We start from the raw sequence: 25,271 nt of genomic DNA on the forward strand, positions 1-25,271 counted from the left end.
ATGAAGATCGACGCCAACTCCCGCCGCCTCACCCGGCTCCAGAACCTCGTCTTCGTCGTGCTGCTGCTGGCCGCCGTCGGCCTGCTGGCCTGGCTGAGCACCCAGTACCGCTACGAGGCCGACTGGACCAGCGGCAACCGCAACACACTGAGCGCCGAGACGCGGCAACTGCTGTCGCGCATCGAGGGCGAGCTGGTCATCACCGCCTACGTGGCCGACGACGTGGAACTGCACCGCCGCATCGGGGAGCGCATCGACCGCTACCGCCGGCACAAGGCCGACGTCGTCCTCGAGTTCGTGAACCCGGACCTCGAACCCCAGCGTGCCAAGGCCGACGACATCCAGCGTGCCGGCCAGCTGGTGCTGCGCCTGGGCGGGCGCAAGGAAGTGGTGGGCGACCTCGCCGAACAGACCCTGGCCAATGCCCTGCAACGCCTGGTGCGTGGCGAGGAGCGTTACGCGATTTTCCTCGAGGGCCACGGCGAGCGGGCCCTGGCCGGCACGGACAGCAAGGGCCTGGCCCAGCTCGCACAGGTGCTGGAGCGCTCGGGACTCGCCCTGCGCGAACTCAACCTGGTGCGCACCCCCGCCATCCCGGACAACATCGCCCTGCTCGTGATCGCCGCCCCGCAGCAGCCGCTGCTGGCGGGCGAGGTCGAGCTGATCCGGCAGTACGTGGACAACGGCGGCGCCCTGCTGTGGCTGGTCGAGCCCGGCGAGCTGCAGGGCCTGGCGCCGCTGGCCGGGCAGCTGGGCGTGGGCCTGCCCGACGGCCTGCTGGTGGATGCCAACCAGCAGCTGCGCTCGCTGCTGGGCATGGACCACCCGGCCATCATCCCGGTGGCCGCCTACGGCCGCCACCCGGCCACGGCGGATCTCGAGGTCTTCACCCTGTTCCCCGTCGCCCGCCCGGTGGAGGCACAGGGCAGCGAGACCTTCGAACAGCAGGCCCTGCTCACCACCCTCAGCGAGACCTGGCTCGAGACCGGCCCGCTCGAGGGCGACGTGACCTTCGACGAGGCGGCCGGCGACCGGCCGGGGCCGCTCACCCTCGGCCTGGCCCTGACCCGCCAGGTCGAGGACAGCGAGCAGCGCATCGCCGTGATCGGCGATGCCGACTTCCTGGCCAACGGCTTTCTCGGCCACGGCGGCAACCTGGACCTCGCCACCCGCCTGGTCAACTGGCTCGCCGCCGACGACAGCCTGATCGCCATCACCAGCCGCGGGGCGCCCGACACCTCGCTGGACCTCTCGCCGAGCTATGGCTACGCGGTCGCCATCGGCTTCCTCTTCGTGCTGCCGCTCGCGCTGCTCACCGCCGGCCTGGTCATCTGGCTGCGCCGTCGGCGGGCCTGAGGCGAGACGCCATGGCCAGCCAGCGCACCCGCCTCCTGATCAATCTCGGCCTGCTCGCCGCGGTCGGCGTGCTGGCCGCCATCGCCCTCCTGCGCCCCGGCGCCGAGGAGGTCCCGGCCCGGCTCACCGCCCTGGAGGCCGAGGCCATCGACCGCATCGTGGTGCAGGGCGAGGACCAGGCGCCGGTCGAGCTCGAACGCCGCGGCGCGCACTGGTGGATGACCCGCCCCTGGGAACTCGAGGCCAGCCCCCGGCGCATCGAGGACCTGCTGGGCTTCGCCCGCGCACCGGTCCATGCCAGCTACCCGGCCGACGACCTGGTACTCGATCGCTACGGCCTCGCCCCGCCCCGCATGCGGCTCGAGCTGGACGACACCGTGATCGCCTTCGGCGACACCAACCCCGTCAGCCGCAGCCGCTACGTCCGCGTCGGCGAGCGCGTCCACCTCACCGACGACACCCGCCCCTACCTGCTCAACGCCACGCCCGAGAGCTACCTGGGGCCGCGGCTGCTGCCGCGCGACGCGCAGATCGAGGCACTGGCGCTGCCGGACCTGCACATCACGCGTGCCCCCGGTGCCGGCTGGCAGGCCGACGCCGACGTCCCGGCCGACACCCTGCAGGCCCGCATCACGGCCTGGCAGGACGCCGAGGCCCTCTGGGCCAAGCCCTACACCCCGCGCGAGGGCCTGCCGACCATCACCGTCACCCTGGCGGACGGCCAGACCCTCACCTTCGCCGTGGCCGGGACCGAGCCGGACCTTGAACTCGCCCGCCCGGACCTCGGCATCGTCTACACCCTGCCGGCGGAGGCGGCCGCGAACCTGCTGGGCGAGTCCACACCTGGCGACTGACGGTTTACACCCCCGCCCGCCTGTGCCACCGTCTCAAACGGAACCACCCCTTCAGGAGACACCCATGTACCGCATCAAGGGACTGCGCCTCGCGCTCCTCACCGCCCTCGCCGCCCTGCTGCTCGGCGCCTGCGCCACCACCCCGCAGAACGGCGAGACCGCCGAGGCCGGATCGGCCGACGGGGCGGCCGACATCGAACGCGAACTCAAGGAGTGCTACCTGATCGGGCAGATGTACCTGTGGTCGCTGGCCGACTACAGCCGGGGCCTGTCGCTGGAAGAGGCGCAGGAGACGCGCCGGCGCGCCTTCTTCAACAACGTGCCGGAACTCGCCGAGCACCAGCGCGCCATCGCCGCCACGGTCTACGCCGAGACCCCGCAGGGCCGCTACCCGGCCAGCCGCTACCTGCGTACCAAGTACGCCGAGTGCGGCAAGACCACCAGCGACCCCGAACTCGGGCAGAAGTCCACCATGTGTTTCAACCTCGTGCTGCTCTCCGAGGTGGTGCACGAGATGCGCGACGCCGGCCAGAGCCGCGACCAGGTCGCCGAGGCCTTCTCCGCCGCCAACCAGAACCTCGAGTCCTACGCGCCGATGATCGATGCCATCTTCGCCAGCGAGCGCACGCGCGAGGACTACAACGCCGGGCTCTTCACCCGCTGCCTCGGCGCCTACGTGCTCGAACCCGCCGGGTGATCGCCGGGCGCGCGCGCCGCCCCGATCCGTTACAATACCCGCCTCTGGCCGGCCATCAGGCCGGCCGCTTTCGTGACAGCGTCCGGACGACACCCGTAACCGATCACCGATGACCGACCCGTCCCAGATGAGCATCCCGTTCTGCGTGACCGTGGCCGCACCCGACGCCCTGGCGTCGGCGCTCGCCGACCCCCGCACGCTGGCGGTGATCCGCTTTGCCGAGACCCCGGCGCGGGACCCGGCCGAGCCGCGCCTGGTGCAGACCGGCCTCGCCCCGCTGGGCGGCACCGACGGCATCGAGATCTGGCGCAGCCCCCAGCCGGTGGAGACCGGCACCGACGGCCTCTTCTCCTACGCGCGCACCCCGGACGCCCTGCTGGTACACGCCCTGGTAAACGAGGCCGACTACGCCAGCCTGGAGGATGCCGTCGAGCACCTCTACCGCGAGTTCTTCGCCGTGCTCGAGCACCAGGGCTACCCGCACCAGCTGCGCGTGTGGAACTACTTCCACGACATCAACCGCGAGCGGCCGCAACTGGAGCGCTACCGCAGCTTCTGCCTCGGCCGTCACCGCGTGCTGGCGGCCATCCCGGACTTCGAACGCACCCTGCCGGCGGCCACCGCCATCGGCACCCATGCCCCGGGCCTGCAGCTCTACGCCCTGGCCGCGCGCGCGCCCGGCCTGCAGATCGAGAACCCGCGCCAGGTGAGCGCCTTCAAATACCCGGAGCAGTACGGCCCGCGCAGCCCGTCGTTCTCGCGCGCCACCGTCAAGCGCTGGCCGGGGCAGGACCACTTCTACATCTCCGGCACCGCCAGCATCGTCGGCCATGAGTCCCGCCATACCGAGGACGCCGGCCAGCAGATCGACGAGATCATGGCCAACATCGACGCCCTGCTCGCCGAGGCCGACCGCGCCACCGGGCTGCACCTGGCCTCCGCCGCCGAGCTCTCGCTGCTCAAGGTCTACGTGCGCGACCCCACGCACCTCGACACCGTGCGCGCCCGCGTCGAGGCGCACCTGGGCACCGCCGTGCCCGTGATCTACCTGCACGGCGACATCTGCCGCGCCGACCTGCTGGTGGAGGTCGAGGCCCTCTACGCGGGCCGCTGCGAAGGCTGACATGCCCGAACTGCCGGAGGTCGAGACCACCCGCCGCGGCATCGCGCCGCATGTCACCGGGCACCGCGTGCGCGAGGTGATCGTGCGCCAGCCGCGCCTGCGCTGGCCGGTGCCCAGGGCACTCGCCAGGAAGCTCGCCGGCCAGACGATCGACGCGGTCGAGCGCCGCGGCAAGTACCTGCTGTTGCGCACCACGGCCGGCACCGCCATTTTGCACCTGGGCATGTCCGGCAGCCTGCGCATCGTCGATGCCAGGGTTGCGCCCGAGACCCACGACCACCTCGACCTCGTGCTGGAGAACGGCCGCGCCCTGCGCCTGCGCGATCCCCGCCGCTTCGGCGCCGCCCTGTGGACCGAGACCGACCCGCTGGCCCACAAGCTGCTCGCAGCGCTCGGCCCCGAACCGCTCTCCGATGCCTTCGACACGGACTACCTCTACGCCCGCTCCCGCGGCCGCAAGGGCAGCATCAAGGAATTCATCATGAACAGCCACGTCGTGGTCGGCGTGGGCAACATCTACGCCAGCGAGTCGCTGTTCCGCGCCGGCATCAACCCCAGGCGCGCGGCCGGGCGTGTCTCGCGCGAGCGCTACGCAGCACTCGTCAAGGCGATCAAGGACGTACTGGCCGAGGCGATCAAACAGGGCGGGACGACCCTGCGCGACTTCGTGCGCGAAGACGGACAACCCGGCTACTTCCGCATCCGGCTCAAGGTGTACGACCGCGCCGACAAGCCCTGCCCGGTCTGCGGCACCGCGATCCGCCAGATCACCCAGGGGCAGCGTTCGACGTATTACTGTCCGGTGTGCCAGCGCTAGCGAACCACCACGACTGTCACTTCTGTCGACTGGAACGCTTCGCTGGGGGGTGCTTATGGGCCTGCGTGTACGCATCCAGTAACCGGCGGATCATCTTCTGGTACTGGGTGTGATGCTTTCTTGCCTCCTGCTTGAAGAACTCGACGCTTTCCCTGCTCAGGGAAATCGTGACCTTCACCGTGTCCTCCTTGAACACCAGCGCCTCCGGCGGAGGCAGGAAGTCCTGCACCACCTTCAAAGGGCCCATGGGCTCATCAGTGTATTTGATTTTCCCGCTCATAAATCTGTTTGCCTTTACGCCAGTAACCGGCGCCATATATCCGGATTCGGCCATTGCGGTAGGTGAATCGCACAGTCAGGACACCCACACCCGATCTACCAAAACAGTAATACCGTTTTTCACCCTGACCATGTGCCAGGTCTTCCGCAATAACGCGATGTGGGTCAGCGAACGCAGTCTGCGCTTCCAGAAAGGAAACACCATGCTTCATCTGATTGGAGAGATCCTTCTCTGGATCCCATTCAAAGCTTTCCTTGCTCATGCATGAACACTAGCAGAAGCCCGGCCCAACAGCCATATAATGATATGTATTTTATTGTGGGATTTTCCCCGCATGCCTTGATCACATTGCCCCATGAGGAGAAACCATAAGATAGAAAGATACTATCAATACTTTTGTTATTATTGATTGGCACTATTAGCATGCAGGGCCTATAAACCTCACTGTGCAATCAATAAACCCCCACCACCAAAGGAGTGACCCATGTCTGACATGAGCAAATGCCCCATCCACCACGTCTCGGGTGGCGGCACGAAAAACGAGGACTGGTGGCCGAATCGCCTGAACCTGGACATCCTGCGCCAGCAGTCGGCCAAGTCCGACCCGATGGGCGAGGACTTCGACTACGCGAAGGAATTCCAGAGCCTGGACCTCGCGGCCGTGAAGAAGGACCTCCATGCCCTGATGACCGATTCCCAGGACTGGTGGCCGGCCGACTACGGCCACTACGGCCCCATGTTCATCCGCATGGCCTGGCACAGTGCCGGCACCTACCGCACGGCAGACGGCCGTGGGGGCGGCGGCACGGGCAACCAGCGCTTCGCGCCGGTGAACAGCTGGCCGGACAACGTGAACCTCGACAAGGCCCGCCGACTGCTGTGGCCGATCAAGCAGAAGTACGGCCGCAAGATCTCCTGGGCGGACCTCTTCATCCTCACCGGCAACGTCGCCCTGGAATCCATGGGCTTCAAGACCTTCGGCTTCGCCGGCGGCCGCGCCGACATCTGGGAACCCGAGAAGGACATCTACTGGGGCGCCGAGAAGGACTGGCTGGCCGACCAGCGCTACGAGGAGAACCACGAGAACCTCGAGAACCCGCTGGCCGCCGTGCAGATGGGCCTGATCTACGTGAACCCGGAGGGCCCCAACGGCAACCCGGACCCGCTGCTCGCCGCGAAAGACGTGCGCGACACCTTCGCCCGCATGGCGATGAACGACTACGAGACCGTCGCGCTCACCGCGGGCGGCCACACCTTCGGCAAGTGCCACGGCGCGGGTGACCCGTCCAACGTCGGCCCCGAGCCCGAGGCGGCCCCGATGGCCCAGATGGGCCTGGGCTGGAAGAGCGGCTACAAGAGCGGCAAGGGCGGCGACCAGATCGGCAGCGGCCTGGAAGGCTCCTGGACCCCGACGCCCACCAAGTGGGACATGACCTACCTGGAGATGCTGTTCAACAACGAGTGGGAGCTGGTGAAGAGCCCGGCAGGCGCCTGGCAGTGGACGCCGAAGGAGACCACCGACAGCAACCAGGCGCCGGCCGCCGAGGACCTGTCGCAGAAGCGCCCGATCATCATGACCACCGCCGACATGGCGATGCGCATGGACCCGGACTACGAGAAGATCGCGCGCCACTTCCTGGAAAACCCGGAAGAGTTCGCCGACGCCTTCGCCCGCGCCTGGTTCAAGCTGACCCATCGCGACATGGGCCCCAAGTCGCGCTACCTCGGCCCGGAAGTGCCGAAGGAAGACCTGATCTGGCAGGACCCGATCCCCGCGGTCGACCACAAGCTGGTGGATGACAAGGACATCGCGGAGCTCAAGGCGAAGATCGTCGACTCCGGCCTGACCGTCTCCGAGCTGGTGTCCACCGCCTGGGCCTCGGCCTCCACCTTCCGCGGCTCCGACATGCGCGGCGGCGCCAACGGCGCCCGCATCCGCCTGGCCCCGCAGAAGGACTGGGAGGTCAACCGCCCGGAACAGCTGGCCAACGTGCTCCAGGTGCTCGAAGGCATCCAGGCCGACTTCAACGCCGCGCAGTCCGGCGGCAAGAAGGTCTCCCTGGCCGACCTCATCGTGCTCGGCGGCTGCGCCGGCATCGGGCAGGCCGCGAAGAACGCCGGTTACGACCTGACCGTACCCTTCGCCCCCGGCCGCATGGACGCCTCGCAGGAGCAGACGGACGTGGAGTCCTTCGAGGTGCTCGAGCCGATCGCCGACGGCTTCCGCAACTACCAGAAGGCCCGCTACACCGTGCCGGCCGAGAAACTGCTGGTCGACCGCGCCCAGCAGCTCACCCTCACCCCGCCGGAGATGACGGTGCTGGTCGGTGGCATGCGCGTGCTCGACACCAACGTGGACGGCTCCGCCCACGGCGTCTTCACCGATCGCCCGGGCGCGCTGACGAACGACTTCTTCGTCAACGTGCTGGATCTCGGCACCGAGTGGAAGGCCACCGGCAAGGACGAGGAACAGTTCGAAGGCGTCGACCGCAAGACCGGCAAGAAGAAGTGGACCGGCACCCGCGTCGACCTGGTCTTCGGCGCCAACTCCGAGCTGCGGGCCCTTGCCGAGGTCTACGGCAGCGGCGACGGCGAAGCGAAGTTCGTGAAGGACTTCGTCAAGGCCTGGGACAAGGTGATGAACCTGGACCGGTTCGACCTGGCCAGAGGGTAGTCGCCAGGGAGCCGGGTCACCCGGCTCCCGAACCCAAGGCGTCAATGACAAGGGCGGCGTTTCGCGCGAAACGCCGCCCTTTCTTATGGGTTGGGGAAAACCATGTTCGTCCCTGAACGATGATTAGTGCTGCAGTCATCCGGGTTTTCGATTATTGCGAGTTCGATTATTGCGATTAATATCGCTTCAAGTAGACAACTACTAGCCACGCGACAATTCCGACGGGAGTATGGCCATGAACACCGCAGAACGTCTCCCTGATAGCGAGACCACGGATCTTGCCCGCGACAGCGCCACCGAGCTGAGCAAGCTACTGGCCAACATGCCGGAGGCCGATCGTGCCCGGGTGCAGCTCGATGGCATCGAACTCATCCTGCCCCGGGACGCCCTCGCCCTGCTGCGCGATATCCTCACGGAAATGGCCCAGGGCAATGCCGTCACCCTCGTGCCTAGGCACGCCGAGCTCACCACCCAGGAGGCCGCCAACCTCCTCAACGTCTCGCGGCCGCACCTGATCAAGCTGCTGGAGGAAGGCCAAATACCCTTCACCCGCACCGGCACCCATCGCCGCATCCGCTACGAAGACCTGATCGCCTACAAGGCCGAGCGCGACCGCCAGAGCAAGGAGGCCATGGAGGAACTGGCCAGGCAGGCGCAGGAACTGGACATGGGGTACTGATGCGATTCGTCGTGGTCTATGACGCCTGTGTGCTCTATCCCGCGCCGCTGCGGGATTTCCTGGTGCCTGGCCACGACGGGGTTGTTTGCCGCGAAATGGAGCGAGCGTATCCACGAGGAATGGATGCGGAGTACAAAGCCGACATAAAGCCTTTTGGCCGATTAATCAGAGACTTGGCCTGGTCCGACCCCAGCCGGCCCAGAGCGGGGAACCTTTGCTTGAAATAGTATCAAATACTGATACCATTCTGACATGAACCGCAGGCACCAGAGCACCCTGGAAGCGATATTCACGGACCCGGTCCAGTCGAACATCGTCTGGACAGACATCGAGTCCATGCTCAAGGCCCTTGGTGCCGAAATCAGCGAGGGGCGGGGCTCCCGCGTCCGGATTGCGCTCAACGGCGTGCGGGCGGTCTTCCATCGCCCACACCCGGAGAAGGAAACCGACAAAGGCGCGGTGAAATCCATGCGGCGGTTTCTCGAAAACGCCGGCATAGACATCAAGAGATAGATAGAGACGGAGGACCGGGGGAAACATGATCCTCGAATACAAAGGCTACATCGCCAAACTCGAGATCGACGCCGAAGCCGAGTTGATTCATGGCGAGGTGATCAATACCCGCGACGTCATTACGTTCCAGGCGGATTCCATCCACGACCTGCAGCAGGCATTCGCAGATTCGATCGATGACTACCTGGCCTTCTGCGCCGAACGCGGCGAGGCACCGGACAAGCCCTTCTCGGGGAAATTCATGGTGCGCAGCAATCCGGAGTTGCATCGCGACCTGGTCGCGGCCGCCGCGAGATCCGGCAAGAGCCTGAATGCCTTCGTCACCGACACGCTGGACAAGGTGGTGCATTCGAATCACACGTGAACCGTGGCTGCCCCCGGCTAGAACACCATAACACCAGCCGGACTCACCCTAAGTGAACGGGGAGTCCGGGGCCTGAGCTCCCCGACTGGTCCAGGCGACGGTTACGCCATGAACACCTCATCACCCACGCCGATCTCGCCCGCCGTGACGATATCCGCGTAAATCCCCAGGTTCTGGTCGGCGTCTTTCACGATGCGTCGCAGGATGCCCTTGTCCTCACCGATCGCGGACTGTTGGCGCGTCACCGCGCCGCAACGCGGGGCCGTATCACTGCAATCAACCTGCGCGGACCCGACCCTCAGACGCCGGCCCAGCCAGGCCTGCTCCACCAGCCCCTCCATCCCCGGCAGGGTCTCGATCACAAGGTTGGGGCGAAAGCGCTCGATGTCCCAGTCCGACTGCGGGTGTAGCGCCTGCATGTGCGCCAGGCTCGCGGTGGTGAGGATATGAAACGGCGAGACCAGGAAGAAGGTACCCGGGAGGGTGACGTAGTCCTGCATGGCTTGCGGCAGGTTATCGAGGTCCGGCAGCGGCGGTTCCCCGGCCTCGCGCTCGAACGTGGCCTTCAACTCTTTCAGCCAGGTGTGGGCGTCGGCCTTGTAACGGCGATAGAACGCCTCGTGCTCGATCGGCCTCAACGACCGCAAGGCACTGTCGTGTCCCAACAGTGCCGAGATCCGCTGATGAATGCCCGGATCGTCGCCCGCCAGCACCTCGCCACCGGGGAACTGCACCTCGACCGCACCAAGTCCCAGACCCGACCCATCGCCTATACAGCGAGCCCGGCACTGCAGCAGCGACGGCCGGAACTTGCAACTCTGTATCTCCTGGCGCTTCAGGTCCTGCACGGCCCACAGGCGATCGCCCTGCACACCGCGTGCGTCCAGATGCGCCGTGCCCAACGACTCACCCGCCATCCCCTTCACCGGGTAGCGCCAGATCGCCTTGATACGTCCAAGCCTGGTCATGTCATCGCTCGCAGTGTCCAGATCGACGCCTCGTTAGTAAAGTGGACGGCTCGACGCCGGGCATGATGCACGGCCGCCCAGACTGAGGCGTCTCGTGCACCAAAAACATTCAGAACACTCCTGCATGGGCAGCTATGGATCTCGCACGAAGCCTCCGACTGCCAGCCACAACCCACGGAACCGCCCGTGCCGGCTTCCTTCTGCCCCGCGGCACAACTGGCCACAGCGGAACTTACCGGCAGACTTGCAAATAACAGACCAGCGGGTGAACTGCTGGGTACATCCCCCATCAAGGGAGAGCACGCCAACAGCCCAAGCCGCGTATGGCAGGAGAGCGACTTGCGCAGGAACCAGGAAAGGAACATGGATGAGAGAAATGGAAAAGGGGGCAGATTGAGGCGACCCCGGTTCGGCTCGAAGCTTAGAGCGCGCGTTTCAAGGACAAAAATGAGCCTCTAAGACTGATTTCAAGGCCAATACAAGGCCTTTTTATCGATTACTCAGAGCCTTAGCTTGGTCCGACCCCGGCCAGGCGGCGGTCACTTCCGATTCTTCTTCGTGGACCGTTCCATCCGTTGTGATTAGGCCTCAGGCTTCAGTCGGTTACACTATTACTCACGTTGAAGGCCATCGCTGACATGTTGTGATTAGGCCTCAGGCTTCAGTCGGTTACACTTCAGACTCGATCGAGTCGACGCGGTCAATTGTTGTGATTAGGCCTCAGGCTTCAGTCGGTTACACTGAGAGCTTATATGTGGGAAGTCTCTTTCATGTTGTGATTAGGCCTCAGGCTTCAGTCGGTTACACTATCCAGCGCCTGCTCGGTCACGAGAAGCGCGTTGTGATTAGGCCTCAGGCTTCAGTCGGTTACACTAAACCTGGTGGTGCAGTCTGCGTATGTTCGGTTGTGATTAGGCCTCAGGCTTCAGTCGGTTACACTGCCAACCCCGACCACCTGCTCCACCAATGGGTTGTGATTAGGCCTCAGGCTTCAGTCGGTTACACTAGAAGCTGGCAGCGAAGTTGACCGCCGCGCGTTGTGATTAGGCCTCAGGCTTCAGTCGGTTACACTGTCGCAGTAGATCGGGCGAGTGGCCTTGCTGTTGTGATTAGGCCTCAGGCTTCAGTCGGTTACACTGAGAACGAGGTAAATATGCCACTCGGAAGGGTTGTGATTAGGCCTCAGGCTTCAGTCGGTTACACTACCCCCCGGCGGCGATTACTGCTGCCATTGTTGTGATTAGGCCTCAGGCTTCAGTCGGTTACACTCGGCCGCCCGGTGGACGTGGCGGTAAACCAGTTGTGATTAGGCCTCAGGCTTCAGTCGGTTACACTCGGCGCCATCGACTACCGCGGCGCGTACAAGTTGTGATTAGGCCTCAGGCTTCAGTCGGTTACACTAGTGCAGCAAGGACGGATTGACGTACTGCAGTTGTGATTAGGCCTCAGGCTTCAGTCGGTTACACTGAGGGTCGTTGACGTTGGCCACCACCACAGGTTGTGATTAGGCCTCAGGCTTCAGTCGGTTACACTGATACTCTCGAAGCGCTCAAGGACGAGGAAGTTGTGATTAGGCCTCAGGCTTCAGTCGGTTACACTCTTCGTCGGCCTGCACATGGGCCTGTGCCAGTTGTGATTAGGCCTCAGGCTTCAGTCGGTTACACTGGGTGTTACAACCACCCCGACTAGAGCAGCGTTGTGATTAGGCCTCAGGCTTCAGTCGGTTACACTGACACTGGCGCGCACGGATCCAGGTCGAAAGTTGTGATTAGGCCTCAGGCTTCAGTCGGTTACACTACACCGGACCGCCGGCATGCACGCGGATCAGTTGTGATTAGGCCTCAGGCTTCAGTCGGTTACACTATTCCGCTATCGCTCGCGCCCTCCTCGTACGTTGTGATTAGGCCTCAGGCTTCAGTCGGTTACACTTCCAGGCCCTTGCTCTCGCCCCACAGCTCAGTTGTGATTAGGCCTCAGGCTTCAGTCGGTTACACTCCTGGCGCTGGATGTTGAGCTGCTTGCCGCGTTGTGATTAGGCCTCAGGCTTCAGTCGGTTACACTCACCTGGGTGAGCGCGTCATCGTTTGGCGTGTTGTGATTAGGCCTCAGGCTTCAGTCGGTTACACTACAAGACCCCGCTGCCGCGGGGCCTCTTCAGTTGTGATTAGGCCTCAGGCTTCAGTCGGTTACACTCCGCTATCGCTTCCTCGCCTCGAAGAACACGTTGTGATTAGGCCTCAGGCTTCAGTCGGTTACACTGTGTTGGCCAGTGCCCGGGCGCCGCCGCGGTTGTGATTAGGCCTCAGGCTTCAGTCGGTTACACTCGTCCCGCGCAGACAACCGTCACCAAGCAAGTTGTGATTAGGCCTCAGGCTTCAGTCGGTTACACTATCGAGCGCAGGCGGTTGGACCTGGCGAAGGTTGTGATTAGGCCTCAGGCTTCAGTCGGTTACACTTTTTCCTGGCTCTTTGATTCGGCCTTGTGCGTTGTGATTAGGCCTCAGGCTTCAGTCGGTTACACTGTCGGTCATCCGCACCACCAAGCGACGTTAGTTGTGATTAGGCCTCAGGCTTCAGTCGGTTACACTCCCGCGAACAACGAGACGATGCACGCCAGCGTTGTGATTAGGCCTCAGGCTTCAGTCGGTTACACTTGACCCCTTCCTCGCCGCCCTCGAATGGCTGTTGTGATTAGGCCTCAGGCTTCAGTCGGTTACACTACCGGCACCGACGCCTACCAGGCGCAGGGAGTTGTGATTAGGCCTCAGGCTTCAGTCGGTTACACTATTGGCGGTCAGGGCCACGGACCCCAGCGCGTTGTGATTAGGCCTCAGGCTTCAGTCGGTTACACTAGGCGCTGCACGGGCGAGCGGGCGCTGAGGGTTGTGATTAGGCCTCAGGCTTCAGTCGGTTACACTCAGCAGAGCAACATCCTCGGCACCGTGTCAGTTGTGATTAGGCCTCAGGCTTCAGTCGGTTACACTCCGAGAACGCCGGTTTTACCGACCGCGCCAGTTGTGATTAGGCCTCAGGCTTCAGTCGGTTACACTAAGTTGTCCATGTCGATGTCGGCCACTGCCGTTGTGATTAGGCCTCAGGCTTCAGTCGGTTACACTGCATAAGGCGATGTTCTCTGATGTCGGCCCGTTGTGATTAGGCCTCAGGCTTCAGTCGGTTACACTACGAGCACGAGGAGGCGCTGGGTGCGGCGTGTTGTGATTAGGCCTCAGGCTTCAGTCGGTTACACTTGGCAAGGATGCGACCAGCAGCAGCGGCGAGTTGTGATTAGGCCTCAGGCTTCAGTCGGTTACACTGTAGTCGTTGGCCACGCTCTCGAAGGCGCGGTTGTGATTAGGCCTCAGGCTTCAGTCGGTTACACTCCTGGCGCACGGCTTCGCTGTAGGTCTGGGGTTGTGATTAGGCCTCAGGCTTCAGTCGGTTACACTTGCGGATCGCGAAAGGAGTGTGGCATGAGCGTTGTGATTAGGCCTCAGGCTTCAGTCGGTTACACTACCGAAACCCCCGCCCCGCCTAGCCAGCAGGTTGTGATTAGGCCTCAGGCTTCAGTCGGTTACACTCACAGAACGCGGGGAACAAATCGTCGTGTTGTTGTGATTAGGCCTCAGGCTTCAGTCGGTTACACTCCTTCTGAGGCAAGTCACTGAATAGAAAGGAATTAGAGCAGGATGAGCTGATCTGGCGGGGCGTCCATCGGCCGGCGGCACTTGCCATAGAACAGCTCCATGCGGGCGAACTGTTTGTCGGTGATCCTTGCGACCCGAATTTCACCGTCCGGGGGCAGGGCCTGTTTGACGCGTTTGACATGGACGTCGGCATTCTCGTCGCTGGCACAATGACGCGCATAGACTGAATACTGCATCATCAGGAAGCCATCTTCCAGCAGGGCCTGCCGGAACTTGGTGTAGTGTCGGCGTGCCTCGGCATTGTCCGTTGGCAGGTCGAACATTACCAATACCCACACGGTCCGCAGCCCTCCAAAGACAATCATGGCTCCAGGGCGCAAGGAAAGCACCAGCCGGCCTTCAGCGTGCCTCGCTGCAGCGCCTCGCAGAACTGCTGCACGCAGCGTTGCGTGGCGTTCATGAGCGGCATCTTGTCATCCCCCAGTCGCACCGGCTGGGCCATCAGGCCCAGCAAGGCCTGTTTGCTGTCCTGATTGATTTCTATGATGTCCCGCCGGGCCAGTTCCACCACCTGGGCATCCACCAGTGGCCGAATCGGTTCCATGAGGTCATCCGCCAGGGCATAGGCGTTGTACTGGTTGTGATGGTGCAGGCCCAGGGCGGGGTGCAGGCCACTGGCGACCACGGCGCGGGCGGTCATTGCGCGAGCGATGGCATAGCCGTAATTGAGCAGTTGGTTGATGCCGGTTTGATCCCGGTCACGCCGGAATTGTTTGCCGAACAATGCGGGCCAGTAGTATTTGCAGGCCTGGGCCTCCACGTTGTCCGGGTCACCCGGTTTGACCTTGGAGGTCAACTGTTTCAGCCGCTGTGTGGCACTGCTCTTCAGTTCTTCTAGCAGCCACCCCTGATTGGTTAGCTTGCCCCGCACAACCTGCTGCCAGAGCCGTTTCTTGAAAGTGGGCTTGACAGCGACCTGGGCGCGCAGCACCTTGCCGTGCAAGGTGTGGCCGCTGATGGGCAAGGCCAGCAGGGCCGGGGTATGGCGCTCGTCGCAGCTCACCAGCGCGGTGTTGTGTTGGGCGCAGTGTTGCAATACCGCCTGGGTCATGGTCACGGCGGGGTGGTCCGCGATCAGCATGCCGATGTCCTCGAACGGCACGGAGGCAATCACCTCGTTGTCCCGTTCCACCAAAAGCTGGCCGTGCTTTACCTTCAGCCAGGCTGGATTGCTGATTTCGATGGTGCGCTTGATCACGGCATGATATGCCCCATGCGATTGATTGCGAGTTTCTCTAGGCCCATTTCATTGAGTAGTGCGCTAATTGACTTGCGCACAACCCTATCACCGCTTTCCGTCGTGGCGTCAGAATGTAATCGTAGTGTGGCGCGCCCAGAGTCCTTCTCCAGTTTCTGGATGCGATAAACCCTGCCATCCTTGAGTTTCACCATATCATTTATAGCCAAGGCGGTGACGTAGGCATGTTTATCGTCCAGGTGGGTGTCCAGAATCGGCTGTTTCACGCCATTGACCTGCCGCGCCCGCTGCGCCGCCTCCAGCATGGTGACGAAGCGGGTTTTGATGCGCGGGCTTTGTATGTCACGGAAAACCTCCACGTGATGGGTGTTGCCGTAAACCATGTAGCGGAAGGGCCGTTCGTTTTTGTCGCGCACCGGCAACTGCTCCTCCGCCAGGGCATCCAGGTTGCGGAAGCTGGCCCGCTTTACCCTGACGCGCCGTATGCGAGAGCCATTGGGGTGTAACACCGGATTGTCCGGAGTGAACGCTGCCTTGCTGTCACCCTGATGTTTGTCCAGATGGGCGCGTACTGCCTGTTGCACGGTCGGGTCGATGATAGCGTCGATGTCCTTTTTCTTGATGCTGCCGTCGAGCAACTTGCGGTACACGGTATGGACCTTGCCGTCCTTCTCCACCAGCACCCCGGAGGCGGTGTCCTCGTGCAGCGCGCCCCGTAGGCGCCAGGCTGGCACGTGGGACACGATGGTCTTTTTCACCAATGCATCGGTATCCTGTGCAAAGCTGGCCCACGGCGGGTCGATATGGATATCGTCGGGGCCATGCACATCGGCCCGCTGCGCCAGTTTCGCCATGCCGTGGTAGAGGCGCCGGTCCGTCAGGGCCACCACCGCCGCGTCGATCAGATGGTGGCGGTGATCGGTGCGGTTCTTCTCGTCGGCGCTGCCCAGGATTTGATGCAGGCCCCAGATATGCCGCAGCCAGGCGGTGATCTGACCCTTCACCACGGACACGTCGGTGCCCAGTGGTTTCAGATAGCCCAGCGCCACCCGGCTGATGTAGCGGGTATCGGTGAGCTGGCTGTTGATGAAATCGTCCAGGCCCTCCAGATCCCCTTGTCGCAGCATGCGGTCGGCCTTGGCCTTGAGGGCGCGCCCCTTATCCGCCCAGGACTTGCTGCGCTGCACGATCTGCTCCCAGCGTTGTGCGTCGCCGGAGAAGGCCTGCCAGGGGGTGCGATTGCCCTTGCTGCGGTTCTCACCGGCCAGACAGATCACTTTGTTGATGTAGGAGTCGTCCAGTGACTGGCTGTACGGCAGGATGTGATCCATCTCCACCGCATCGCTGAAGAGCTCGGTCTTGCTAATAGGCCTGCCCGAGTAGGCGCAACAGCCGTCCTGATCTTTCCACAGGCGGTACTTGATCTGATCGTCCCGCTTGGCGCGTTGGCCGGCATGGATGGCCTGGAAGTGCTCCCGAGCCTCGTCGTTGGCCTTGGTATTGGCGGCTTGTTGTTTGTTGTAGGCGGCGAGCTGCCTGCGGTTCATCTTCAGCTCACGAGCCATTTCCAGACGAATGGCCGCCGGTTTGCCGTGCCGGCGTATGATAGCGTTGACCAGCTTGCGCAATTCATGCAGCGCCTTGTTGACCACTGGGTTGCGGGTTTCCGGTGGCGTGGCGAGATAGTCGACGATATCGTCTTGCGCCACCTTTTGTGCCCGCATGCGATAGCCCGCCGCCTGGAGCGCATCGGTATAGATTTTCCCCGCCTCTAGATGCGGCAGGATGCGCCGCATCGCCTTGAGGGACAAACTGCCGTGGTCGGCTTCCAGTTCCAGTACAGCGAGGCGCACCGCGTCGGTGGTGGGGAACTGCCAATGGTTGACGAGCCTGTTCTTGAGGGTCTTTTTGTTCTTTATGGTGATCAGATCGTCGACGAGCAGGGACTGCTGCCCCGGGGGCATGTGATCCCAGGCCTCGCCGATCACCCTGCGGATGGCGCAGGCGGTGCGATTACCAGACAGCTTCTTGACCTCGCTGTTCTCCAGATTGAACTTCTGGGTGCGGTCCAGCCCTACCGCCTTTCTTGCCTTGGCCCAACTCAGTTCCGGCGCATGTTCTAATGCGTTGATCAGCTTGCTGCGCTGTTCATCGGACAGCCGCAGATAGCCGCCGACATGGCCCTCAAAATATTGCAGGTTGTTGATGTCTTGCAGATAGCGAAAACGCTGGAACTCGAGCCGGGCGCGGTGCGCCCGGTTGTATTTCGGCTCGAACTCGCACTTGCCGAGCCGGTCGGCCCGGAAGCGCAGCGGGCGTTGGTAGAAAATGATGTGTTCGATCTGGTCCCAATCCGCGTCGCTCAATACCTCGGCGAATGGCGCCGCTTGGCGTTCCCGGATAAGGGCGAACTCTTCCCGGTACATCTGCCGTGAGGTGCGCAGGTCCTCGGGGACGTGTTTGCGGTTGCGTCGGCAGGTATCACCATCCAGGGAAGCCAGATACTCACCGAGAGTCCGCTTGTTGGCCCGGTGGATGGCCTGGGCCAGCTGGGCAATCGAATGCTTGAAGGCGCTTTCTTCAGCATCGAGGTCGCCCTTTTCGTCCTGGTCCAACTCTTCGATCAGATCGGCGGCGTCCGGATCGTCGATCAATTCCTTGAGTAGCGTCTTTCGGTTGCTCTGAAACCCACGCCTCTGCGCTAGATGCAACAAAATCCGGCCTAGTTCATGCTTGGCCAAGTCGTCATCAAGCGCCTTGGCCCGTAGTTGGTAGGGATCCCCCAATGTGTTGAGCACCTTCTCCCTTTGGGCGGAATCGCGAACGGCTTCCGGCAACAAGTCCTTCTTGATGAGGAAGTTCTCCAGCCGCTGACGACGGCGCGCACGACGCTCGATCAAGCGCCGCGCCAGTCGCTTGCCGCGCCGCTTTGCGTTCTTGGGTGTCGGGGTTTTATCCTCCACGGCACGAGGGAAAATGCGAACCCCGCCGTCTAGGTATCCAGCAGGTTTGCCGTCGCCGTCCAGCGATAACAGCGCCCAGCCTATGGAGTTGGTGCCAAGATCCAGGCCCATAATGTAGTTTGCAGTCTGCAAAGTGGCTCTCCTTATGGTCGACTATTCGCTAGTCGCGTCCAGGCGGCGGACGGGAAATATTCTGCCACCCTATTTGCGCGTTAATCTTGTCCGGCGATTATTCATATGCTAGGTTTTCATTGAGCGTAACCGACTGAAGCCTGAGAGTTCTTTTCATACCAAGAGATGAATTTCTCGCAGGCACCACCGGTAACGGTGACCAACGGCCTCCCAGCGGGGCCGTTTTTTATTTTCACACCGAAAAACAAGAAGGCCATCCCTTTCGTGACGCCCGAAACGATGATGCCCCGGAATCCGGGGCATCATCAAGTTTGACACTCAGCGCACTTCGGCCTTCCCAACCCCTCGCCCATCCGACGCAGCCTCCACCCGCTGCTGCTCCCGGTCCCAGATCACCACGTGCATGTTGCCGTAGGAGGCATCCAGCGGCTGCAACTCATGCCCGCGCGACTGCAGCTCCAGCTGCAGTGCATCGTCGAAGGCCAGCGGTTCGAACTGGATGGCGTCTGGCAGGAACTGGTGGTGGAAGCGGCGGCGCTCGACCATGGCCCTGGCATCCCTGCCCTCGCTGAACTCCAGCGCGGCGAGCAGCACCATGGAGATGATGCGGCTGCCGCCGGGGGTGCCGACCACGGCGATGCGTTCGCCGTCATCGAGGAAAGTTGGGGTCATGCTGGAGAGCATGCGCTTGCCGGGTTCGATGGCGTTGGCCTCCGCGCCGACCAGGCCGTAGACGTTGGGCACGCCGGGCTTGGCGGAGAAGTCGTCCATCTCATCATTCAGCAGCACGCCGGTGCCGGGCACCACCCACGCACTACCAAACGGGTAGTTGATGGAGAGCGTGGCGGAGACGCGGTTGCCGTCCTGGTCGATGATAGAGAAGTGGGTGGTGTCGTTGCCCTTGGGCGTGGTGTCCACCACGCCGGGCAGCAGGGCGCTGGGGGTGGTGCGATCCAGCCGGATGCCGGCGCGCAGGCCGGCGGCGTACTGCGGGTGGGTGAGGCGGCTCAGGGGCATGTCCACGTAGTCGGGGTCGCCCAGGTATTCGGCGCGGTCGCGGTAGGCGCGGCGCATGGCCTCGACGATGACGTGGGTGCGGGTGGCCTCGTCCATGGCGGCCAGATCAAAGCCTTCGAGGATGTTCAGCGCCTCGACCAGCACCACACCGCCGGAGGACGGCGGGGCGGCGGCGGTGACGGTGATGCCGCGGTACTCGCCGTGGATGGGTGTGCGCTCGACGATCTCGTATTCGGCCAGGTCCTCGAGCGACCAGATGCCGCCGCCGGCGCGCACGCCGTTGACGAGTCTTTCCGCGACCTCGCCCTTGTAGAAGCCGTCGCGGCCCTTCTCGGCCAAGACGCGCAGGGTGGCGGCGAGCTCGAGCTGGCGGATGACGGTGCCTTCCTCGGGCACGTTGGCACCGCGCAGGAAGAGCCGGGTGGCGTCCGCCGAGGCGCGCAGGGCCTCGAGGCGGAAGCCGGCCATGCGCCGGTAGTGGGCGTCGACCGCGAAGCCCTCCTCGGCCAGGCGGATCGCCGGGGCGAGACTTTGGCTCAACGGGAGCTTGCCGTAGGTCCCGGCCAGGTGGGCGAGCCCGCCGCGCTCGCCCGGGATGCCGGCGGCCAGCGGGCCGTCCACCGAGGCCTGCGGGATCACCTCGCCCCTGGCGTCCAGGTACATGTCGCGGTGGGCGGCGAGCGGGGCGCGCTCGCGACCGTCGATCATGGTGGTGAAATCGTCCTCGGCGCGGTGGATGAGCCAGAACCCGCCTCCGCCGATGCCGGAGCTGTAGGGCTCGACCACGGCGAGCGCGGCGCTCACGGCCACGGCGGCATCGAAGGCGTTGCCGCCGGCCTCCAGGATCTCGTGCCCGGCCGCGGTGGCCGCCGGGTGTGCGCTGGCAATGGCCGCGCGGCCCGGGCCGTCCGCCGCCTGTGCGGCGAGGCTGAACAGGACCAGGCAGAGGGCGAGCCCGCGAAGCAGGCGGCGTGAAAGCGAAAAGGCCCCGTGACGGGGCCTTTTCGTGTTCTGTTGCTGCGCGTACATATCTACCGGCATCAGGCGCTGGTGAGCTTTTCGTACTTGGCCTGCAGCTGGTCGCGGGTCTCTTCGTGTTCCGGGTCGACCAGGATGCAGTCGACGGGGCAGACCTCGATGCACTGGGGCTCGTCGTAGTGGCCGACGCACTCGGTGCAGAGGTTGGGGTCGATCTCGTAGATCTCGTCACCCGGGGTGATCGCGCCGTTCGGGCACTCCGGCTCGCACACGTCGCAGTTGATGCATTCGTCAGTGATCAGCAGGGCCATAGCGTCACCTTGGTTCGTAAATTAGCAATGCCTGAAATTCTAAATGATCCGCGCCCGGAGTGCAGCCTCGACGTGGGCGTCGACGAAGTGTGATACATCGCCGCCCAGGGATGCAATTTCCCGCACCAGGCTTGAGGACACATAGGCGTACTCCTCGGCCGGGGTGAGGAACAGGGTCTCGAGGTCGGGCGCGAGGTGGCGGTTCATGCCGGCGAGCTGGAACTCGTACTCGAAGTCGGAGACCGCGCGCAGGCCGCGCAGCACCACCTTCGCCCCCTGGGACCGCACGAAGTTCACCAGCAGGCCGTCGAAGCCGATGACCTCCACGTTGGACAGCCCGCCCAGCGACTGTTCCGCCAGGCCGATGCGCTCGGCCAGCGGGAAGAAGGGGGTCTTCTTGGCGCTGGCGGCCACGCCCACGATCACGCGGTCGAACAGGCCCGCGGCGCGCCGCACCAGGTCGGTGTGGCCGCGGGTGATGGGGTCGAAGGTCCCGGGATAGACGGCGGTGATATTCATGGCGCCTAGTATTCCGGCCCGGGGGGCGGGCTGCAAGCACGGGTTGTCGGCCCGGGCGATGCACCGGGGCGCCCGGCGCGGCCCCGGGCAGGGTCTCAGTAGGGGCTGCGGGCCCGTAGCTCCGCCGCCTGGTAGTGCAGCGCCTCGACCCGCTCGGCGTGGTAGGCCATGTCCGCCTCGATGGCCCGCTGGTTGCGCACCAGCGACTTGATCTCGATGAGGATGTCCGCGCGCTCGTGCGGGCGCAGGCCCGGGGCGATGAGCAGGGCCTCGTGATGGGCGATGCGCTCGTCGAGGTCCTGCGCCTCCCGGTACAGCCGGTCGAGCGCGCCCTGCTCGCCGCGGGCGTCCGCCTCCAGCACATGGATCTCGCGCCCGTAGGCGTAGGCCGGCAGGAAGGCGTCGCGCAGCGGGGCCGGGCAGACGCCGTGGTAGGCGGCGCCCTCGAGACCGGCCCAGTAGCCGCTGTGCGGCTGGCAGTAGCGCTGCAAGCCGGCGTCGCGCCCGGCCGTGTAGGCGGCCAGGTCGGGCTGCACGTCGTGCTTCGCGCAGGCCTTGCGGTGCGCGGCAAGGCGCGTCGCCGGGCGGCCGGCGACGCCGTCCTCGTAGCCGATGGCCTGCCAGTCGGCGCTACGGCACTCGGCCTCGTTGAGCGTGGCGCAGCCGGCAAGCTGCGCGAGGGCCAGCAGCCCGCCCAGCAGCAGTCCGATTCGATGCATGGAAATCATGTCCCCGTCTCCCCTGTGGGCGCCCACCCCGGGGCGCCGTTCGACACACGTCGGGGACAGGCTAGCTCAGGCGTCTGAACCGGGGCTGAGCGCCTCTGCAACGGGGGCGCGGGCCAGGTGATAACCCACCTGCCCCGCCTCACGGGTCTTGAGGAGGCTCCAGCCCGCGGGCAGCGGCGGGGCGCCGAGCCCGGCCTCGGCCTCGATGTAGACGTGGGCGCCCGGGGCCAGCCAGCCCTGTTCGAGCAGGGCCAGGGTCTCGGCCACCAGGCCCTTGCCGTAGGGGGGGTCGAGGAAGACGAGGTCGACCGGTTGCGGTGCGCCGGAAAGAAAGGCCCGCACGCTGCGGGCCTCGACGCGCAGGCGGGCGGGATCGAGGGCGGCGGCCTGCTCGCGCAGCTGGGCCGCGATGCGTGCGTCCTGCTCGACGAGCACGACCTCGCGCGCCCCGCGCGAGGCGGCCTCGAAGCCGAGCGCGCCGCTGCCGGCGAAGAGGTCCAGGCATCGTGCGCCCTCGGTCACGCCCTGCAGCCAGTTGAACAGGGTCTCGCGCACCCGGTCGGGCGTGGGCCGCAGGCCCGGGGCGTGGGGCACCGGCAGGCGCCGGCCGCGCCACTCGCCGCCGATGATGCGCAGGCGGCCGGGGGCGCCGGCGCGCGGGGCACGCCGGGCGGCGGGCCTACTCGGCTTCCGGGCCACCGACGATGACCGTGATCATGCGCTCGGGGTCGAGCCGGCGGGCGAAGGCGTCGCGGATGTCCGCAATGCCCACGGCCTCGACGCGGTCGGTGAAGCGGTCGAGGTAGTCCAGCGGCAGGCCGTAGAAGCCGATCATGGCGAGGTACTGCACGATGTCGCGGTTGCTCGCCACGCGCAGCGGGAAGCCGCCGGTGATGTTGGCCAGCGCGGCACGGTATTCCTCCGCGCTCGGCCCCTCGGCGACGAAGGTCGCCAGCGTGTCGCGGGCCACGGTCACGGCCTCCCCGGCCTGGTCCACGCGGGTCTGCAGGCCGGTGAGGAAGGGCCCTTCCATGGCCATGGGCAGGAAGTAGCTGTACACGCTGTAGGACAGGCCGCGCGCCACGCGCACCTCCTTCATCAGCCGCGAGGTGAAGCCGGAGCCGCCGAGTACGTGGTTGCCGAGGTAGAGGGCGAAGTAGTCGGGGTCGCCGCGGCGCATGCCGGGCGCGCCCAGGTAGACGTGGGCCTGCTCCGAGGGGAAGGGGATGCGCAGGGTGCGGGGCTCCTCCAGCGCCGGCACCGGCGGCAGGGCCGGGGCCGGCTCGCCGGCCGGCAGGGCCGCGCTCACCCGTGCGGCCAGGGCCTCGGCCGCCGCGCGGTCGAGGTCGCCGACGATGGCGAGCACGCCGTTGCGGGCCACGTAGTGGCGCGCGTGGAAGGCGGCCAGGTCCGTGCGGCGCAGGGCCTCCAGCGACTCGCGGGTGCCGAGCGGCGGATGGGCGTAGGGATGGTCGCCGTACAGGGCCGCGTACAGGGCCTTGCTCGCGATCTCGCCCGGGTCCTGGGCCTGGGCCTGCAGGGCGACGAAGGCCTGGCGGCGGGTGCGCTCGAAGTCGGCCGCGGCGAAGCGGGGCTGGCCCACCACGGCGAGGAAAGTCGTAAAGGCCGGCTCGAACCAGTCGGGCTCGCTCAGGCTGCGCAGCGACACCCAGGCCATGTCGCGGGCCGCGCCGGCGCCGTACTGGGCGCCCACGGCCTCGAAGCGCTCGGCGATGGCGTCGGCGTCCCACTCGCCCGCGCCGCTGTCGAGCAGGCCGTTGGTCAGCTGGGCGAGCCCCGGCTGCGCGCCGTCGCGTGCGCTGCCGGCATCGAACACCAGGCGCAGGTCCGTCATGGGCAGTTCGGGGGCCTGCACGTAGTACACGCGCAGCCCGTTGTCGGTGGTCCAGTGCTGGATCTCGGGCGCCGCCTGCAGGGGCAGGGCGACCAGGGCCAGCAGCAATACGATGAATCGCGGCATAGACGGGGAATCCTCGGGTATCAGTGCAGGTCGCCGCCGCCCTGGCGCGGCGGGTTGGCCGGGTCGATGGGCTGGGGATCGAGATGGGCCACGGTGAGGCACTCGTCGAGGAGATACTTGCGGGCCACGGCCTGCACCTGCTCGGCGGTGACGGCGCGGATGCGTTCGGCATAGCCCTCGGCCATGCGCCAGTCCAGGCCCACCGTCTCCAGCGTGCCGATGACCATGGCCTGGTGCTGAATGGAGTCGCGCTGGTAGACCTCCTGGGCCACGACCTGGGCCTTCACCCGCTCCAGCTCCTCGGCGGTGACCGGCGCCTCGCGCAGGGCCCGGACCTGCTCGCGCAGGGCCGCCTCGATGGCGGCGGCCGTCTGCCCGGGAGCCGGCGTGCCGTCGAGCAGGAACAGGCCGTCCAGGCGGCTGGTCGGGCCGTTGTAGCCGGCCCCCGCACTGGCCGCGATCTCGCGCCCGCGCACCAGCTCGCGACTCAGGCGCGCGCTCGCGCCGCCATCCAGGATGCCGGCCAGCACCTCCAGAGCATAGGGCTCCCAGTCGCTTTCGGCGGTGGGCACCGTCGGCACCTTGTAGCCCAGGATCACGTAGGGCAGCTCGGCCGGGGCCTTCACCGTGATGCGACGCTCGCCGATCTGCGCCACCTCGTGACGCGGCTTGGGCGGCGCGACGTCGCGGCTGCGGATGCCGCCGTAGTAGCGCCGCGCCAGGCGATGCACCTCGTCGGGGTCGACGTCGCCCACCACCACCAGGGTGGCGTTGTTGGGGGCGTACCAGCGGTCGTACCAGTGCTCGAGGTCGTCCAGGGTGAGGCTCTCCAGGTCCTGCATCCAGCCGATCACGGGATTGCCGTAGGGGCTGTTGAGCCAGGCGGTGGCGAGGAACTGCTCGTAGGTGAGCGCGCTGGGGTTGTCCTCGGTGCGCAGCCGACGCTCCTCCTGCACCACGGCGCGCTCGCGCTGGAAGTCGTCCTCCTGCAGGAGCAGGTTGCGCATGCGGTCGGCCTCCAGGCGCATGGCGGTCTCCAGCCGGTCGGCGGCCAGCACCTGGTAGTAGGCCGTGTAGTCGCGGCTGGTGAAGGCGTTCTCGCGCCCGCCCAGCTCGGCGATGACCTCGGAGAAGGTGCCGTTGGGGTAGCGGCTGGTGCCCTTGAACATCATGTGCTCGAGCACGTGGGAGACGCCGGTGATGCCGCCGTACTCGTAGGACGAGCCGACCTTGTACCAGACCTGCTGCACCACCACGGGGGCGCGGTGATCCTCCTTCACCACCACCTTCATGCCGTTTTTCAGCATGAATTCGTGGGTCTCGCCGCCCGCCGGCCGGTCGGCCCCGGCAACGGCCAGGAGCGGGACCAGCAGGCAAAAGAGCAGCAGCGCACGGCGCAGGGCTTTTGTTGGCAT

The 25,271-nt window shown here is 65.2% G+C and carries 22 protein-coding genes and 1 CRISPR repeat array; of the genes, 9 read left to right on the top strand and 13 right to left on the bottom strand.

All coding sequences use genetic code 11. From position 1 onward, the window contains the following. The 5 genes from HUJ28_03410 to mutM all read left to right on the top strand — a co-directional run bounded on the left by HUJ28_03410 (nucleotide 1) and on the right by mutM (nucleotide 4,847). Nucleotides 1–1,356, top strand: coding sequence for a GldG family protein (locus HUJ28_03410; protein ID MBD3618495.1), 1,356 nt, complete (start codon nucleotides 1–3; stop codon nucleotides 1,354–1,356). A gap of 11 nt (nucleotides 1,357–1,367) precedes the next feature. Further along, the gene (locus tag HUJ28_03415) at nucleotides 1,368–2,210 is read left to right on the top strand and encodes a DUF4340 domain-containing protein (protein MBD3618496.1); all 843 of its coding nucleotides are present in this window, start codon (nucleotides 1,368–1,370) and stop codon (nucleotides 2,208–2,210) included. Nucleotides 2,211–2,274: 64 nt separating this feature from the next. Then, complete coding sequence (locus HUJ28_03420; protein ID MBD3618497.1) at nucleotides 2,275–2,907, top strand: hypothetical protein; 633 nt, start codon at nucleotides 2,275–2,277, stop codon at nucleotides 2,905–2,907. 109 nt (nucleotides 2,908–3,016) lie between these two features. Then, nucleotides 3,017–4,030: a hypothetical protein gene (locus HUJ28_03425; protein ID MBD3618498.1), complete on the top strand. Its 1,014-nt coding sequence runs from the start codon at nucleotides 3,017–3,019 to the stop codon at nucleotides 4,028–4,030. Between the two features lies 1 nt (nucleotide 4,031). Next, the gene (gene mutM, locus HUJ28_03430) at nucleotides 4,032–4,847 is read left to right on the top strand and encodes a bifunctional DNA-formamidopyrimidine glycosylase/DNA-(apurinic or apyrimidinic site) lyase (GenBank protein MBD3618499.1); all 816 of its coding nucleotides are present in this window, start codon (nucleotides 4,032–4,034) and stop codon (nucleotides 4,845–4,847) included. A 16-nt stretch (nucleotides 4,848–4,863) separates the two neighbouring features. Here mutM and HUJ28_03435 read toward each other — a convergent pair whose 3' ends face one another. Further along, complete coding sequence (locus HUJ28_03435; GenBank protein ID MBD3618500.1) at nucleotides 4,864–5,127, bottom strand: CopG family transcriptional regulator; 264 nt, start codon at nucleotides 5,125–5,127, stop codon at nucleotides 4,864–4,866. After that, on the bottom strand, nucleotides 5,102–5,389 hold the full coding sequence (locus HUJ28_03440; GenBank protein MBD3618501.1) for a BrnT family toxin: 288 nt from the start codon (nucleotides 5,387–5,389) through the stop codon (nucleotides 5,102–5,104). The genes HUJ28_03435 and HUJ28_03440 overlap by 26 nt, the downstream gene beginning before the upstream one ends. A gap of 222 nt (nucleotides 5,390–5,611) precedes the next feature. Between HUJ28_03440 and katG the strand changes: the two genes are divergently transcribed. The 4 genes from katG to HUJ28_03460 all read left to right on the top strand — a co-directional run bounded on the left by katG (nucleotide 5,612) and on the right by HUJ28_03460 (nucleotide 9,357). Then, the gene (katG, locus tag HUJ28_03445) at nucleotides 5,612–7,801 is read left to right on the top strand and encodes a catalase/peroxidase HPI (GenBank protein MBD3618502.1); all 2,190 of its coding nucleotides are present in this window, start codon (nucleotides 5,612–5,614) and stop codon (nucleotides 7,799–7,801) included. A 235-nt stretch (nucleotides 7,802–8,036) separates the two neighbouring features. Further along, entirely contained in the window at nucleotides 8,037–8,480 is a 444-nt protein-coding gene (locus tag HUJ28_03450) for a helix-turn-helix domain-containing protein (protein ID MBD3618503.1), read from the top strand. 252 nt (nucleotides 8,481–8,732) lie between these two features. Further along, nucleotides 8,733–8,993 carry a type II toxin-antitoxin system HicA family toxin gene (locus HUJ28_03455; protein MBD3618504.1) on the top strand — a complete coding sequence of 87 codons (261 nt, stop codon included), beginning with the start codon at nucleotides 8,733–8,735 and terminating at the stop codon, nucleotides 8,991–8,993. A 28-nt stretch (nucleotides 8,994–9,021) separates the two neighbouring features. Further along, nucleotides 9,022–9,357 carry a type II toxin-antitoxin system HicB family antitoxin gene (locus HUJ28_03460; GenBank protein MBD3618505.1) on the top strand — a complete coding sequence of 112 codons (336 nt, stop codon included), beginning with the start codon at nucleotides 9,022–9,024 and terminating at the stop codon, nucleotides 9,355–9,357. A 101-nt stretch (nucleotides 9,358–9,458) separates the two neighbouring features. On the opposite strand, the gene HUJ28_03465 is transcribed toward HUJ28_03460, so the two are convergent. The 11 genes from HUJ28_03465 to HUJ28_03515 form a co-directional block, all read right to left on the bottom strand. After that, nucleotides 9,459–10,325, bottom strand: a complete 867-nt coding sequence (locus HUJ28_03465) for an MOSC domain-containing protein (GenBank protein ID MBD3618506.1) — start codon at nucleotides 10,323–10,325, stop codon at nucleotides 9,459–9,461. Between the two features lie 574 nt (nucleotides 10,326–10,899). Then, nucleotides 10,900–13,969: direct repeats of the CRISPR family, unit length 36 nt; unit sequence GTTGTGATTAGGCCTCAGGCTTCAGTCGGTTACACT. 32 nt (nucleotides 13,970–14,001) lie between these two features. Further along, the gene (cas2, locus tag HUJ28_03470; GenBank protein MBD3618507.1) at nucleotides 14,002–14,334 is read right to left on the bottom strand and encodes a CRISPR-associated endonuclease Cas2; all 333 of its coding nucleotides are present in this window, start codon (nucleotides 14,332–14,334) and stop codon (nucleotides 14,002–14,004) included. After that, on the bottom strand, nucleotides 14,331–15,227 hold the full coding sequence (cas1, locus tag HUJ28_03475; protein ID MBD3618508.1) for a type II CRISPR-associated endonuclease Cas1: 897 nt from the start codon (nucleotides 15,225–15,227) through the stop codon (nucleotides 14,331–14,333). The genes cas2 and cas1 overlap by 4 nt, the downstream gene beginning before the upstream one ends. Then, nucleotides 15,224–18,301 carry a type II CRISPR RNA-guided endonuclease Cas9 gene (gene cas9, locus HUJ28_03480; protein MBD3618509.1) on the bottom strand — a complete coding sequence of 1,026 codons (3,078 nt, stop codon included), beginning with the start codon at nucleotides 18,299–18,301 and terminating at the stop codon, nucleotides 15,224–15,226. The genes cas1 and cas9 overlap by 4 nt, the downstream gene beginning before the upstream one ends. Nucleotides 18,302–18,640: 339 nt before the next feature. Next, nucleotides 18,641–20,368, bottom strand: coding sequence for a gamma-glutamyltransferase (gene ggt, locus HUJ28_03485; GenBank protein MBD3618510.1), 1,728 nt, complete (start codon nucleotides 20,366–20,368; stop codon nucleotides 18,641–18,643). An 11-nt stretch (nucleotides 20,369–20,379) separates the two neighbouring features. Next, nucleotides 20,380–20,628, bottom strand: a complete 249-nt coding sequence (locus HUJ28_03490) for a YfhL family 4Fe-4S dicluster ferredoxin (GenBank protein ID MBD3618511.1) — start codon at nucleotides 20,626–20,628, stop codon at nucleotides 20,380–20,382. Between the two features lie 39 nt (nucleotides 20,629–20,667). After that, complete coding sequence (coaD, locus tag HUJ28_03495; GenBank protein MBD3618512.1) at nucleotides 20,668–21,147, bottom strand: pantetheine-phosphate adenylyltransferase; 480 nt, start codon at nucleotides 21,145–21,147, stop codon at nucleotides 20,668–20,670. 95 nt (nucleotides 21,148–21,242) lie between these two features. Further along, nucleotides 21,243–21,866: a DUF2799 domain-containing protein gene (locus tag HUJ28_03500; protein MBD3618513.1), complete on the bottom strand. Its 624-nt coding sequence runs from the start codon at nucleotides 21,864–21,866 to the stop codon at nucleotides 21,243–21,245. Nucleotides 21,867–21,941: 75 nt separating this feature from the next. Continuing rightward, nucleotides 21,942–22,511, bottom strand: coding sequence for a 16S rRNA (guanine(966)-N(2))-methyltransferase RsmD (gene rsmD, locus HUJ28_03505; protein MBD3618514.1), 570 nt, complete (start codon nucleotides 22,509–22,511; stop codon nucleotides 21,942–21,944). Nucleotides 22,512–22,554: 43 nt separating this feature from the next. Beyond that, nucleotides 22,555–23,856 (bottom strand): insulinase family protein, encoded by a 1,302-nt coding sequence (locus tag HUJ28_03510; GenBank protein MBD3618515.1) that lies wholly within the window; start codon nucleotides 23,854–23,856, stop codon nucleotides 22,555–22,557. Nucleotides 23,857–23,876: 20 nt separating this feature from the next. Then, nucleotides 23,877–25,271 (bottom strand): insulinase family protein, encoded by a 1,395-nt coding sequence (locus HUJ28_03515; protein MBD3618516.1) that lies wholly within the window; start codon nucleotides 25,269–25,271, stop codon nucleotides 23,877–23,879.

It is taken from the genome of Chromatiales bacterium (assembly GCA_014762505.1).
Taxonomy (GTDB): domain Bacteria; phylum Pseudomonadota; class Gammaproteobacteria; order SpSt-1174; family SpSt-1174; genus SpSt-1174.